The 13,313-nt window shown below is 71.1% G+C and carries 12 protein-coding genes; 3 read left to right on the top strand and 9 right to left on the bottom strand.

Going from position 1 to position 13,313, the window contains the following annotated elements:
* Positions 1-118: 118 nt before the first annotated feature.
* Both ACZ4VA_RS29230 and ACZ4VA_RS29235 read left to right on the top strand, forming a co-directional pair.
* Positions 119-2,494 (top strand): ribonucleoside-diphosphate reductase subunit alpha, encoded by a 2,376-nt coding sequence (locus ACZ4VA_RS29230; RefSeq protein ID WP_389390486.1) that lies wholly within the window; start codon positions 119-121, stop codon positions 2,492-2,494.
* Positions 2,494-3,507, top strand: a complete 1,014-nt coding sequence (locus ACZ4VA_RS29235; RefSeq protein WP_355783016.1) for a ribonucleotide-diphosphate reductase subunit beta — start codon at positions 2,494-2,496, stop codon at positions 3,505-3,507. The genes ACZ4VA_RS29230 and ACZ4VA_RS29235 overlap by 1 nt, the downstream gene beginning before the upstream one ends.
* On the opposite strand, the gene ACZ4VA_RS29240 is transcribed toward ACZ4VA_RS29235, so the two are convergent.
* Complete coding sequence (locus tag ACZ4VA_RS29240) at positions 3,420-3,653, bottom strand: hypothetical protein (RefSeq protein WP_355783013.1); 234 nt, start codon at positions 3,651-3,653, stop codon at positions 3,420-3,422. The two genes, ACZ4VA_RS29235 and ACZ4VA_RS29240, sit on opposite strands and share 88 nt — an antisense overlap.
* Before the next feature lie 93 nt (positions 3,654-3,746).
* Here ACZ4VA_RS29240 and ACZ4VA_RS29245 point away from each other — a divergent pair, with 93 nt between their 5' ends.
* A complete protein-coding gene (locus tag ACZ4VA_RS29245) occupies positions 3,747-4,709 on the top strand; it encodes a GlxA family transcriptional regulator (protein WP_356168534.1) in 963 nt (320 codons plus the stop codon).
* 46 nt (positions 4,710-4,755) lie between these two features.
* On the opposite strand, the gene ACZ4VA_RS29250 is transcribed toward ACZ4VA_RS29245, so the two are convergent.
* The 8 genes from ACZ4VA_RS29250 to sigR all read right to left on the bottom strand — a co-directional run bounded on the left by ACZ4VA_RS29250 (position 4,756) and on the right by sigR (position 13,250).
* The gene (locus ACZ4VA_RS29250) at positions 4,756-6,126 is read right to left on the bottom strand and encodes a bifunctional albaflavenone monooxygenase/terpene synthase (RefSeq protein WP_468083056.1); all 1,371 of its coding nucleotides are present in this window, start codon (positions 6,124-6,126) and stop codon (positions 4,756-4,758) included.
* The gene (gene cyc1, locus ACZ4VA_RS29255) at positions 6,123-7,208 is read right to left on the bottom strand and encodes an epi-isozizaene synthase (RefSeq protein ID WP_389390488.1); all 1,086 of its coding nucleotides are present in this window, start codon (positions 7,206-7,208) and stop codon (positions 6,123-6,125) included. The genes ACZ4VA_RS29250 and cyc1 overlap by 4 nt, the downstream gene beginning before the upstream one ends.
* 369 nt (positions 7,209-7,577) lie before the next feature.
* The gene (def, locus tag ACZ4VA_RS29260) at positions 7,578-8,228 is read right to left on the bottom strand and encodes a peptide deformylase (protein ID WP_355794734.1); all 651 of its coding nucleotides are present in this window, start codon (positions 8,226-8,228) and stop codon (positions 7,578-7,580) included.
* Positions 8,229-8,324: 96 nt separating this feature from the next.
* Positions 8,325-9,305: a tetratricopeptide repeat protein gene (locus ACZ4VA_RS29265; RefSeq protein ID WP_356168525.1), complete on the bottom strand. Its 981-nt coding sequence runs from the start codon at positions 9,303-9,305 to the stop codon at positions 8,325-8,327.
* Between the two features lie 153 nt (positions 9,306-9,458).
* Complete coding sequence (locus ACZ4VA_RS29270; protein ID WP_356238245.1) at positions 9,459-10,730, bottom strand: HD-GYP domain-containing protein; 1,272 nt, start codon at positions 10,728-10,730, stop codon at positions 9,459-9,461.
* Positions 10,727-12,097, bottom strand: coding sequence for an HD-GYP domain-containing protein (locus ACZ4VA_RS29275; RefSeq protein ID WP_356168519.1), 1,371 nt, complete (start codon positions 12,095-12,097; stop codon positions 10,727-10,729). The genes ACZ4VA_RS29270 and ACZ4VA_RS29275 overlap by 4 nt, the downstream gene beginning before the upstream one ends.
* 161 nt (positions 12,098-12,258) lie before the next feature.
* Positions 12,259-12,561: a mycothiol system anti-sigma-R factor gene (rsrA, locus tag ACZ4VA_RS29280; protein WP_355784437.1), complete on the bottom strand. Its 303-nt coding sequence runs from the start codon at positions 12,559-12,561 to the stop codon at positions 12,259-12,261.
* Positions 12,558-13,250, bottom strand: a complete 693-nt coding sequence (gene sigR / locus ACZ4VA_RS29285; protein WP_355784440.1) for an RNA polymerase sigma factor SigR — start codon at positions 13,248-13,250, stop codon at positions 12,558-12,560. Before sigR ends, rsrA begins: the two co-directional genes overlap by 4 nt.
* Positions 13,251-13,313: the final 63 nt, after the last annotated feature.

Genomic DNA, 13,313 nt, shown 5'->3' on the forward strand with positions numbered 1-13,313 from the left:
TGCCCAGACGTCCGGGCCTCGTGGAGTGGGCCGGTGGACGCACGCGTACCCGTGCCGGGGTGACGTGTGCCCCGCTGCCCTCCCTCCAGGCCCCGTGCCGAGCGAGGGAGAGCCCCACGTGACCATCGCGCCAGCCGATCCGGCCGCAGCGACACCGTCCGCGACAGCGGCGGAGACGGACGGTCCCGGTGCCGCGTTGCTGCGGACCCTGACCGACCTCACCGCAGACCTCCCCGGCGCCGACCCCGGCCGGGTCGCCGCCGCCGCCCTGCGCGGCCGGTCCGCGCGGGCGGACGGGGCGGAGCTGCGCGAGCTGGCCACCGAGGCCGCGGCGGGACTCATCTCCGAGGACCCCGTCTACTCGCGCCTCGCCGCCCGGCTGCTGACGATCGGCATCGCCGCCGAGGCCGCCTCCCAGGGAGTCACCTCCTTCTCCGCCTCGGTCGCCGTCGGCCACCGGGAGGGGCTGATCGCGGACCGCACCGCCGAGTTCGTCCGCCTGCACGCGGAGCGCCTGGACGCGCTCGTGGACACCGCCGGGGACGACCGCTTCGGCTACTTCGGCCTGCGCACGCTGCACAGCCGCTACCTCCTGCGGCACCCGATCACCCGGCAGGTGATCGAGACCCCGCAGCACTTCATGCTGCGCGTCGCCGCCGGCCTCGCCGAGGACGACACCCCGCGCGCCGTCGACGAAGTGGCCGCGCTCTACGGCCTGATGAGCCGGCTCGAGTACCTGCCGTCCTCCCCCACGCTCTTCAACTCCGGTACGCGGCACCCCCAGATGTCGTCCTGCTACCTCCTCGACTCGCCCCTGGACGAGCTGGACTCCCTCTACGACCGCTACCACCAGGTGGCCCGCCTCTCCAAGCACGCCGGCGGCATCGGCCTGTCCTACTCCCGCATCCGCTCCCGGGGTTCGCTGATCCGCGGCACGAACGGGCACTCCAACGGCATCGTCCCGTTCCTGAAGACCCTGGACGCCTCGGTCGCCGCCGTGAACCAGGGCGGCCGGCGCAAGGGCGCGGCGGCGGTGTACCTGGAGACCTGGCACTCCGACATCGAGGAGTTCCTGGAGCTGCGCGACAACACCGGCGAGGACGCCCGCCGTACGCACAACCTGAACCTCGCCCACTGGATCCCGGACGAGTTCATGCGCCGGGTCGACGCGAACGGCGTCTGGTCGCTGTTCTCACCGTCCGACGTGCCCGAGCTGGTCGACCTGTGGGGCGAGGAGTTCGACGCCGCGTACCGCGCGGCCGAGGAGGCCGGGCTCGCGCGGAAGACGATCCCGGCCCGGGACCTGTACGGCCGGATGATGCGCACGCTGGCGCAGACCGGCAACGGCTGGATGACCTTCAAGGACGCCGCCAACCGCACCGCCAACCAGACGGCGGAGCCCGGGCACACCGTGCACTCCTCGAACCTGTGCACCGAGATCCTGGAGGTCACGGACGACGGGGAGACCGCGGTCTGCAACCTGGGCTCGGTCAACCTCGGGGCGTTCGTGGTGGACGGGGACATCGACTGGGAGCGGCTGGACGAGACCGTCCGCACCGCGGTGACGTTCCTCGACCGGGTCGTGGACATCAACTTCTACCCGACCGAGCAGGCGGGCCGCTCCAACGCCCGCTGGCGCCCGGTGGGCCTCGGCGCGATGGGCCTCCAGGACGTCTTCTTCAAGCTGCGGCTGCCCTTCGACTCCCCGGAGGCGAAGCGGCTCTCCACCCGGATCGCCGAGCGCGTCATGCTGGCCGCCTACGAGGCGTCCGCGGACCTCGCCGAGCGCAACGGCCCGCTGCCCGCCTGGGAGAAGACCCGCACCGCCCGCGGTGTGCTGCACCCCGACCACTACGCGACCGAGCCGGCCTGGCCGGAGCGGTGGGCGGCCCTGCGCGAGCGGATCGCGGCCGTCGGCATGCGCAACTCGCTGCTGCTCGCCATCGCGCCGACCGCGACGATCGCCTCCATCGCCGGCGTGTACGAGTGCATCGAGCCGCAGGTGTCCAACCTGTTCAAGCGCGAGACGCTGTCCGGCGAGTTCCTCCAGGTCAACTCCTACCTGGTGGACGAGCTCAAGCGGCTCGGCGTGTGGGACGCGCAGACCCGGGAGGCGCTGCGCGAGTCGAACGGCTCGGTGCAGGGCTTCACCTGGGTGCCGCAGGAGGTGCGGGACCTGTACCGCACGGCCTGGGAGATCCCGCAGCGCGCGCTGATCGACATGGCCGCCGCCCGGACCCCGTACCTGGACCAGGCGCAGTCGCTGAACCTGTTCCTGGAGACGCCGACCATCGGCAAGCTCTCCTCGATGTACGCGTACGCCTGGAAGTCGGGCCTGAAGACGACGTACTACCTGCGCTCGCGTCCCGCGACCCGCATCGCCCGCGCCGCCCGGGCGCAGACCCCCGTCCCCGTGCAGGCGGCCCCGAACGCCGACGCCGACGCCGTCGCCTGCTCCCTTGAGAACCCCGAGTCCTGCGAGGCCTGCCAGTGATGTCCAGCGAGACCAAGAACCTGCTCGACCCGGGCTTCGAGCTGACGCTCCGCCCGATGCGCTACCCGGACTTCTACGAGCGCTACCGGGACGCGATCAAGAACACCTGGACCGTCGAGGAGGTCGACCTCCACTCGGACGTCGCCGACCTGGCGAAGCTGTCACAGGGCGAGCAGCACATGATCGGCCGGCTCGTCGCGTTCTTCGCGACCGGCGACTCGATCGTCGCGAACAACCTGGTGCTGACGCTCTACAAGCACATCAACTCCCCGGAGGCGCGGCTGTACCTGTCGCGCCAGCTGTTCGAGGAGGCCGTGCACGTCCAGTTCTATCTGACGCTGCTCGACACCTATCTGCCGGACCCGGAGGACCGCGCGGCGGCCTTCGACGCGGTCGAGAACATCCCGTCCATCCGGGAGAAGGCCGAGTTCTGCTTCCGCTGGATGGACTCGGTGGAGAAGCTGGACCGGCTGGAGTCGAAGTCCGACCGCCGCCGCTTCCTGCTGAACCTGATCTGCTTCGCGGCGTGCATCGAGGGGCTGTTCTTCTACGGCGCCTTCGCGTACGTCTACTGGTTCCGCAGCCGGGGTCTCCTGCACGGCCTGGCGACCGGCACCAACTGGGTGTTCCGCGACGAGACGATGCACATGTCGTTCGCGTTCGAGGTGGTCGACACGGTCCGCAAGGAGGAGCCCGACCTCTTCGACGAGCGGCTGGAGGAGCAGGTGACCGCCATGCTGCGGGAGGCCGTCGAGGCCGAGCTGCAGTTCGCGCGCGACCTGTGCGGTGACGGCCTCCCGGGGATGAACACGGACTCCATGCGGCAGTACCTGGAGTGCGTCGCCGACCAGCGCCTGACGCGCCTCGGCTTCGCCCCGGTGTACGGCTCGGAGAACCCGTTCTCCTTCATGGAGCTCCAGGGTGTTCAGGAGCTGACCAACTTCTTCGAGCGCCGTCCCTCGGCGTACCAGGTCGCGGTGGAGGGCTCAGTCGGCTTCGACGAGGACTTCTGAGCCGGGCGGGCGCTCCCCCGGGCGGCCCTGAGCTCGCGGTCGACGCGCCACTCGTGGCGCAGGCCGATCAGTGAGGGCAGGGCCAGGACCAGGAAGAGCGCGAGGACGGTGAGCAGGGCGACGGTGGTGTTCACGAGTGTCTCCATGAACACCACTGTCGCGCCGATCGCGCCCCGGGGTCAGTGGCAGTACTGCCGTAGACCCTCGAATTACTGCCACGTTCCAGGCACACTGGCGGCATGCTGAAAAACGTGGCCGTGGTCCTGCTGGACGGGGTGCACCCCTTCGAACTCGGCGTCGTCTGCGAGGTGTTCGGACTCGACCGCAGCGACGAGGGGCTCCCCGTGTACGACTTCGCCGTCGCCTCGGCGGGGCCGCGCACCCTGGGCACGCACGCGGGGTTCACGCTGACGGCCGAGCACGGCCTGGAGCGGCTGGAGGAGGCCGACCTCGTCGTGGTGCCGGCCGGCGACTCCTACGCCGACCGCGCGTACCCCGAGGAGTTGCTCGACGCGCTGCGCCGCACCGTCGAGCGGGGCGCCCGGGTGCTCAGCGTGTGCTCCGGTGTCTTCGTGCTGGGCGCGGCCGGGCTGCTGGACGGTCGGCGCTGCGCCGTGCACTGGCACCACGCGGACGCGCTGGCCCGGCAGTTCCCGCGGGCGGTCGTCGAGCCGGACGTGCTCTACGTCGACGAGGGCCCGGTGATCACCTCGGCGGGCACCGCCGCCGGCATCGACGCCTGCCTGCACCTCCTGCGCAAGGAGCACGGGCCCGAGGTCGCCAACGCCGTCGCCCGCCGCATGGTCGTGCCCCCGCACCGGGACGGCGGGCAGGCCCAGTACATCGAGCGGCCGCTGCCCCGTTCGCAGTGCGACACCGTCGGCGAGGTGCTCGTCTGGATGGAGCGCCACCTGGACCAGGAGGTGACGGTCGAGCAGCTCGCGGCCCGCGCCCACATGTCCCCGCGCACCTTCGCGCGCCGCTTCCAGCAGGAGACCGGCACCACGCCGTACCGCTGGCTGCTGCGCCAACGCGTGCTGCTGGCACAGGAGTTGCTGGAGGCCACGGACGAGACGATGGACGCGATCGCCGGCCGGACCGGCTTCGGCAACGCGGCCGCGCTGCGCCACCAGTTCATGCGCAGCCTCGGGACGACGCCGGGCGCCTACCGCCGCGCGTTCCGGGGTCCGCGGGCCGCCTGAGGCGCGGGGTGCGACCTCCCCCGAGGGCGCACCCCGCGGACCCGGCTCAGCGCGGCTCGGCCCTCAGCACCAGGTCGTGCGGGCGCAGGGTGATGCCGACGCGGGTCGCGTCGTTCGACCCGGCGACCTGCTCGAAGCGCCATCTGGCGGCCACCGTCGCCGTGATGAGCGTGAGCTGCGCCATCGAGAAGTGGTCGCTGGGGCACTTGCGGTTGCCCACGCTGAACGGGCGCATGGCGTACTTCGGCAGGTCCTTGGAGCGTTCCGGAAGCCAGCGGTCGGGATCGAAATCCAGGTGCCGCTCGTACGACCGGGGATCGCGCTGTATCGCGTACGGGCTGTAGACGATGTCGGCACCGGCCGGAATGCGATAGCCGCCCAGCTCGGTTTCGGTCACCGCCCGGCGCGTCAATATCCATACGGCGGGACGCAGTCGCATGGCTTCGACGACGACATTGTTGGTGTGCGTCAGCTTTCGGACGTCACCGAATGCGACAGGCCGGTCCCCTGCGACGGATTCGACCTCCGCACTCACCTTGGCCGCTTGTTCCGGGTGTGCCGTGAGGACGCCCAAGAGCCACATGATCGTGGACGCGATGGTTTCGCTTCCGGGGGTGAGTATCGCGACGACTTGGTCGTGGACCTCCTGCTCGGTGATGGGCTCCCCGTCGTCGTCCTTCGCCTCCAGCAATGCCGTCAGCAAATCGTCCGGCTTTTGACCAGATGCGCGGCGCTCGGCGATGATCTCGTCGACCAGAAGGTGCAAATCGGCCAATGCCCGGTCGAATTTGCGATTGGCCGGAAGCGGCAGCCGATAGAGCGGTCCCGCGGGGATGACCATGCGCTGGTACATACCGCGGAACACCGTCGTGAGCGCGATGCTCAGCCGTTCGGCGCGTTCGTCCATGAACTGGCCGCGCAGCAGGCAGCGGGCCGCGATCCGCACGGCCACCCGGAAGGACTCCGAGGTGCAGTCGACGGGCTTCCCCGACGCCCAGCGGTCGGCGAACGCGCGCGCCTCCTCCTCCATCACGGACGCGTACTCGTGGATGATGTCGGCCCGGAACGCGGGCTGGATGGTGCGGCGTTGGCGCCGGTGGAGGGGGCCGTTGGCGGTCGCGACCCCGTGCTTGCCGAGCAGCCCCTCCAGGGACTCCCACAGCGGGCCGCCGATCTCGTAGTCGGGGCTGAGCGCCAGCGCCCCGGTGAGGGCCGGCGTGGTGACCGCGTACACCGTCTTGGGGCCCAGCTTGAGTCGGACGACGTCACCGTGGTCGCGCAGCTGCGCCAGGAAGCCCAGCGGATCGCGGACGAGTTTCCAGCCGTGGCCGAGACCGGGGATACCGCCACCGGCCAAAGGCGGGATGGACGACTCCGGTGCCTCGGGTGCCGCGGGCCGTACGGACTCGACGGTCATTTCTCACCTGCCGCTTCGTTGTTGACGTACGGGGGTGTGGAACGGTCGTCCCAGCTGTCGACCATGTACCGGCCGGACTCGTGGTGGAACCAGTACACGGAGCTGAACCAGTTCCGCATATTGGAGAGACAGCCCTTCACGGCCACACTCAATTCCTTTCCCCGCACGGTCCCGTCCGCGAGGGTGTCGGCGAGCCGCACCACGTCCTTTTCGACGGCGAGGAATTCTGAAATGCATTCTTCGACGCGTCGGCGCACTTCTGTGACAGCCTCTTCGAGAGTCATCCCCTCGTGTTGGATGAGACTGATTCCGAGATTATGGACTTCGTCTCCCGCGATCTCTTTCGGGAGGGAGCAGAGATCGTTGTACCAGGCGGCGAATTCCTGACTGAGGAGGGCCGCCCGCAGATATGCCGGGTCCTCCCGGACGGCGGCGGGAATTTCGAGCCCCGCGCTCGGCTCCAGCAGATCCGTCCAGATCCAGTGGGCAAAGGTGAGCCGCCGGAGTTCGAGATACTCCTCGACCGTCGGCACCGTGCCCGACGTCCGATTGTGGAATTCCCGGTCGTACGCCTCGATCACCGCGTGGAAGTGCTCGGCGAACCGGGCGTTCCAGTCGGCGCCCAGGAACGAGTACAGCCGGACCATGCTGTCCGCGAACGCTGCCACCAGGGGATCCTGGTGGTGCAGGTGGTCCCGCGGCGAGTCGAGCGCCGCGTGCAGCTGGAACCTGAGCCTCCGCCAGGCGGCCGGGCGGCCGTGGACGATGTCGCGGTCGTGACGGTCGTCCCAAACGAAGAACCACGCGCTGTAGTCCGCTATCGCCTGGAGCACCTCGTCGGGCGCGCCTATGTAGAAGCCCGCCATGAGGTCCGTGTAGCACAGGCCGTCGGCATATTCCGCGACCTTGTCCGCAGGCATGAGGCGCTTTTCGAGGAGCCAGGCCCTGGTGTTCTCCTGCAGCCTGGGCCAATACGGGTGCAGTTGACGGGGAAACGCGGTCTCGATCACCGGAAGAGAGAGCGCCGGTGGCACCGCGACCGCGGTCGTCGTCGATGAAGTGCCGTGTGAGAAAGCATGCACGAACAAACCCCTCTCAGCCGCCTGTTGGCGCTACACCTCTCCCGCTGTGCCGGGCGTGCGCCGTTGCGTATCCCCGCACTTCCCATTCAGCACTACAACTGACCGTTCTGGGAACGGATTTGCCCCACTCACTACCCCAAGGTGCCGAGAATCTCCCCTCGCGTGACTGGTTTCGGATCGCCAGGGGAGCACAAGGGAGCGAACGTGCGACGCACACACGAACGGCGCCTGGTCGGGGAGGTCCCCGGCCAGGCGCCGTCCGACGGGACTCACGAGAGGTCGTGAGCCCCGGCTGTCATTTTCAGTCTCATTCGTTCACCGCGGTGTCCCGGCCACGGCCGCGCCGCCCCGGACCTCCCCGGACACGGTTCAGTCGTTCGCCACCACGGGGTAGCGGGGCTCGTTCTCGGCCATCTGCCGCAGCGCGTCCTTGCGCTCGCGCTTGGAGAGCCGGTCGATGTACAGGTATCCGTAGAGGTGATCCGTCTCGTGCTGGAGGCACCGGGCGAAGTAGCCCGTGCCGCGCACCCTGACCGCATGGCCCTTCTCGTCCTGCCCGGTGACCTCGGCGTAGTCCGGGCGGGCCAACGGCGCGTACGCGGTCGGCACCGAGAGGCAGCCCTCGTTGCTGTCGTCCAGCCGGCGCAGCTCGGCGGGCAGCTCCACGAGCACGGGGTTGCACACCACGCCCACGTGCCGCTTGCCCTCGTCGTCCATGCAGTCGTAGACGAAGACCTTCAGGTCCACGCCGATCTGGTTGGCGGCCAGGCCCACGCCCTCGGCGGTGCGCTGGCTGGCGAACATGTCGGCGACCAGCTGCTGGAGCTCGTCCCCGAACTCGGTGACGTCCTTGCACTCCTTGTGCAGCACCGGGTTGCCGACGACCGTGATCGGCCGCGAGGTGCCGCGCTCGCGGTAGGCCGCCTCGCGCTCCTCGCAGTCCTCGGTGTCGATGACGAAGCCCTCGTCGTCCACGGGGAGCACGCCCGCGTGCTGCTGATCGGTGTCCTGCTGCGCCATGACCGACGTACGCCTTCCTGCGACCTGGTGAGAATTTCTGCGGGTACAGCCTAAAGGGGCGCGTCGCAGACCTCGGCGCGAACGGCGTACCCGGGGCTAACAGACCTCTTCGAGGTCCCGCCAGTCCCGCGAGTCCGGGCTGTCCGCGACCCAGCCGTCGAGCAGGCCCCGGACCAGGGAGGCGGGCGCAGCGAGACCGCACTCGCGCTCGGGCACCCACAGCTGACCGTCGGTCCGGTGCCCGAGCGGCCCCGGATGCCCCGGTTCGCTGTGGTCGTGCGGGTCCAGGTGCTCGCCGTCCCCCTCGTCGGAGGGCATCCGCGACTCTGAGCACATCCGGCACAGCAGCCGCACGGACGACGACCAGTCCTCGGCCGCGAAGCCCGCGTCGGCGGCGAGCCGCTCCAGCGCGTCCCGGTCGTCCTCGGTGGCCGCCTCCAGCAGCACGACCCAGGTCGGCACCGGCGAGGGCGCCCACAGCTCGATCTCGTCGAAGACGGGGTAGGCGTGCCCGGCGGCCGTCGTCCGCTCGCCGTGCGGCACCCCGTCGTGCAGCACGACCTCGCCCCAGCGACGCCCGGAGGACGGCAGCGGGATCGACAGCACCTCGATCCGGGCGGGGTCCAGCCTGCGCCCCCACACCACCTCGGCCTCGCCCTCGGGCGACAGCCGTACGGCGGCACTGCCCAGGTCCATGCCGACCGGCTCGCCGGAGACGGCCGCGCCGCCGGGCACCCGCAGGCCGTACGCCTGCCAGGAGCGCCGAGCCAGCGGCCAGTCCTGGAGCGCGGTGGCCGCGATGCCCACGTTCCACCAGTCAGGTGCGCCCGCCTCGCGGTCGAGCAGTGCGACGGCCCGCAGACCGGCCGCCCGGGCCTGCTCCCAGTCGTGCCGGAACTTGTGCAGCAGCGCCAGGTTGAACCAGGACTCGGACAGCCAGGGCTCCAGGTCCGCGGCGCGCGTCAGCAGCGCTCCCGCGTCCTCGTACCGGCCGTCGCCGATCAGCGTGAACGCGCGGTCGGTGGCCTGCCGCCATGAGGCGGAGGGCCGGTGTCGTCCCTTGCCGAAGATCCTCACGATTCCCGCCTGCCAGTTCCTTGCGTGTCCCGCCTGCCGGTCGCTCGAAGAGTCCCTCGAGGACAGTGCGGCCCCGGGCTGGCCGGTGCCCCCGAACACCCTCTTCCTCGCATCCAACCACGTACCGTCGGACGGCCGCTCATTACCCATGGGTTACCCAGCCCGGGGCAAGGTCAGACCGGGTCGCGACAGGACCCGGGCCAGTGATTCCACGACCTCGGGCTGGTAGTCGCGGGCGGTGCCCAGACGCAGCTTCTCCAGGGCGGTCAGCGGCCCACCCGGCCCTGCTTCCCGCGCCATCTCCTCGTATGCGTTCACCGCCCGGACGATGCGCGCGGTGACCGGCTGCTCCCGGTAGGGGTCGGCCTGCCGCTCCACGACCACCGCCACCTCGGCGTCCACCCCGGTCTGGCGTACGACGGCGCCGCCGAGGAGCGCTATGCGCCGCTGCTGCTCGGCGGGCAGCACGGCGGTGGCCCCCGCGGGCACGGGGTCGACGAGGCTGAGCTGTCCGATGTCGTGCATGAGGGCCGCGTACTCCAGCACGGTCAGGTCCGGTTCGGAAAGGCCCAGCTCGCGTCCGACGGCGCGGCTGAGCGCGGCCACGCGGCGCGCGTGCCCGGCAGGTGTGTACCCGGCGATCTCGGTGGCACGCGCGAGCGAGGCGATCGTCTGCCGGTAGGTGGTCCGCACGGCCGCGTACCGCCGGAAGGACAGCTGGGTGAGCAGCAGCGGCAGGGAGAAGACCGGCAGGGCCCACAGGCCGACGACCGCCACGGCGAGGGACATCACGGCTCCGGTCGCGCAGACGGCCGAGCCGATGCCGAGCATGGCGCGCAGCTCGTCGCGCAACAGGGGTCCGAAGGGCCAGCGGGTGCGGGCGTGCGCCATGACCGCCGCGAGCACGGCGTCGCATAAGGCGGTGAGCACCAGCAGCGCGACCAGGAGCAGGGCGTAGGCGGGGCCGTCCCACTCGCGCAGCCTGCCCTCGTTGTAGAGCGGCTGGAAGCAGACGGCGGCGAAGCCGACGGTCAGCACCCGCCGGGTGAGGTGGTCGAGCGCCGGGCCCCTGCCGTGCGCCACGTGCGGTACGCAGCCGACGAGGGCGGCCGCCACGACGACGGCGACGATCTGGAGGGGGCCGTGGTGGGTGGGGGCGCCGCCGTTCTCGCCCAGCAGCGCGTACGCCAGGGCCCCGGCGGCCCCCAGCGGCGCGGACTCCCGTTCCTCGGCCCCGCTCCAGCGGGCCAGCTCCCCGACGGCGACGAGGACGCCGAAGGCCAGGGCGGCACCCCGCTCGTCGAGCCCCCGGTAGAGGGTGCCGGCGACGCAGACGACGGCGACCAGGGCGGCGCAGGCGTGTACGGACGTGAGGGCGAGCGGGGTCCGCAGCGGCTGCGGGGACCCCTCCCCCACGGCGCTCACGAGGTCCTCCCGCCGGCGGTGTCCCGGTGCCCCCGCGCGTCCTCGGGCGCGACCGGCCGGTCCCCGCCGCGCGGCACGGGGACGCCGGTGCCGGTGTCGTCGGCCGTGACCACGGGGTGCCAGCCGTGCCGGCCGAGCGCCCGCACCAGCGCGGTCACCATCCGCGGGTCGAACTGCGCCCCCGCGCAGTTCTCCAGCTCCTCCAGCGCCGCCGGCACGGGCCGGGCCCGCCGGTAGGACCGCGTGGACGTCATCGCGTCGAAGGCGTCGGCCACGGCGACCACCCGCGCGAACTCCGGGATCTGCCGGCCGGCCAGCCCGTACGGGTAGCCGCTGCCGTCGAGCCGCTCGTGGTGGTGCAGGATGGCCGACCGCGCCTCGCCGAGGAACCCGATCCCGCGCACCATCTCGTGCCCGTACTCGGGATGCAGCTCGATGATCCGGCGCTCCTGCGGGGTCAGCGGCCCGTCCTTGCGCAACAGGCGGGTGGGCACGCCGAGTTTGCCGACGTCGTGCAGGATCCCCGCCAAGCGCAGCCCCTCGACGCGCTCGTCGTCCATGCCGAGCTCGCGGGCGATCATCATGGACGCCTGTCCGACCCGCTCGCTGTGCCCGCGTGTGTAGCCGTCCTTGATGTCGACGGCCTGCACGAGCGCCCGGATGGTGGCCTGGTGGGCGGCCTGCTCGCGGTGGTACTGGGCGAACACCCAGCAGGAGATGTACATCGGCAGCAGGACGAGCAACGCGGCGACCGGGCCGTAGGGACTGCGCCAGAGCACCGCCATCATCAGTCCGGCCAGCCCGTGCACGGCGACCGGGGCGAGGGAGCGCAGGAAGAGGCCGCGCCAGGCGTTGCGCGCGGGCACCCGCTCGGCGGTGGCCAGGATCCCGCCGTCGAGGACGGTCAGGACCAGGCAGAACGCCAGGACCGCGGCCCCGGCGGGCACGAGCGCGTACGGGAAGTCGGACCCGACGACCGCGTCCCGTCCGCCGAGGGCCCAGTGCACCCGGGCCGCCGCCCAGATGCCGAGGGCGAGCTGGGCCGCCCGCCAGATCCGGCGCAGACCGCGCGGGCGCTGTTCGACCCGGGAGAGGAGGGCGCCGGGCAGCGCGACGACCGCCGCGGCCGGCGGCGGCAGCAGGAAGGCCCCGGCCAGCAGGACGGGGAAGAAGGTGCCCATGCCCTGGGGGGCGCGGTGGCCGACGATGCGGCAGCGGGTGAGCTGCTCGCAGCCGGCGTACAGCCCGGCGAGCAGCGCGACCGCCCACCACGGGGTGTGGACGTCCGGGAGCGGGGCGACGCAGAGCAGGGCACCGACGACGACACAGGCCACGTAGACCCGGGCCTGTCCCGGAATCGACCCCATCCCCTGTCCCCTCCCTGCTCAGGCTTGTGGAGCCTAGAGCGGAGGGATCGGCGCGCGGGCGCCAATGGCCGAATCCGCGGGCCGAGGGCCCGCGGATTAGCACGTTCGGGTGATGGACCGGCCTGCGCGGGCGTCCCGGCGGGGAGCGCGCGCGAGCGGGGTCAGGACTCCTGGGGCGCCGAGGTCACGTCGTGCTCGGGCACCGTCTGTCCGGAGCGGATCAGGTCGATGCGGCCCATGACCTTGGCCCGCAGGTCCGTCGGCACGTCGTCCTGGCCGCAGCACCGCTTGACCAGCTTCTTCACGGCCTGCTCCAGGCCGTACTTCTCCAGGCACGGGGAGCACTCCTCGAAGTGCACCTCGAACTTCGTGCAGTCCGCGTCCGGCATCTCGTGATCGAGGAACTCGTAGAGATGGTCGAGGACTTCACTGCAATCCGTCTCGTGCGGCTCTCCGCAGCTCATGAGCCCGAGCCTTTCGCTTCGTTCGACTCTCCGGCGCCGGCCGGGACCAGTCCGCGGTCACGCGCGTAGTCCTCGAGCATGCCGCGCAGTTGGCGACGTCCCCGGTGCAGCCGGGACATCACCGTTCCGATGGGTGTCCCCATGATGTCCGCGATCTCCTTGTACGCAAAGCCCTCGACGTCCGCGAGATAGACGGCGATGCGGAACTCCTCGGGGATCGCCTGCAGCGCCGACTTGACGTCCGAGTCCGGCAGGTGGTCCAGCGCCTGCGACTCGGCCGACCGCAGTCCGGTCGACATGTGCGACTCGGCGCGCGCCAGCTGCCAGTCCTCGATCTCCTCGGCCGCGCTGCGCTGGGGTTCGCGCTGCTTCTTGCGGTACGAGTTGATGAAGGTGTTGGTCAGGATGCGGTAGAGCCACGCCTTGAGGTTGGTGCCCTCGCGGAACTGGTGGAAGGACGCGTACGCCTTCGCGTACGTCTCCTGCACCAGGTCCTCCGCGTCGGCCGGGTTGCGCGTCATGCGCAGGGCCGCCGAGTACATCTGGTCGAGGAATTCGAGCGCGTCCCGCTCGAAGCGCGCGGTGCGCTCGGCGGACGATTCCGCCGTCGCGTCGCTCGTGCCCTGGCCCTCGGGCTGCTCCGCCTGGCCGTGTTCGGTCCCTGCGTCGGTCCCAGTGACCGGACCCACCTCCTCCAACGACGTGGCGGAACCGAAACCGGTCCCACTCGAATCGGAGGATAGACGACGATC

It is taken from the genome of Streptomyces sp. NPDC028308 (genome assembly GCF_055565855.1).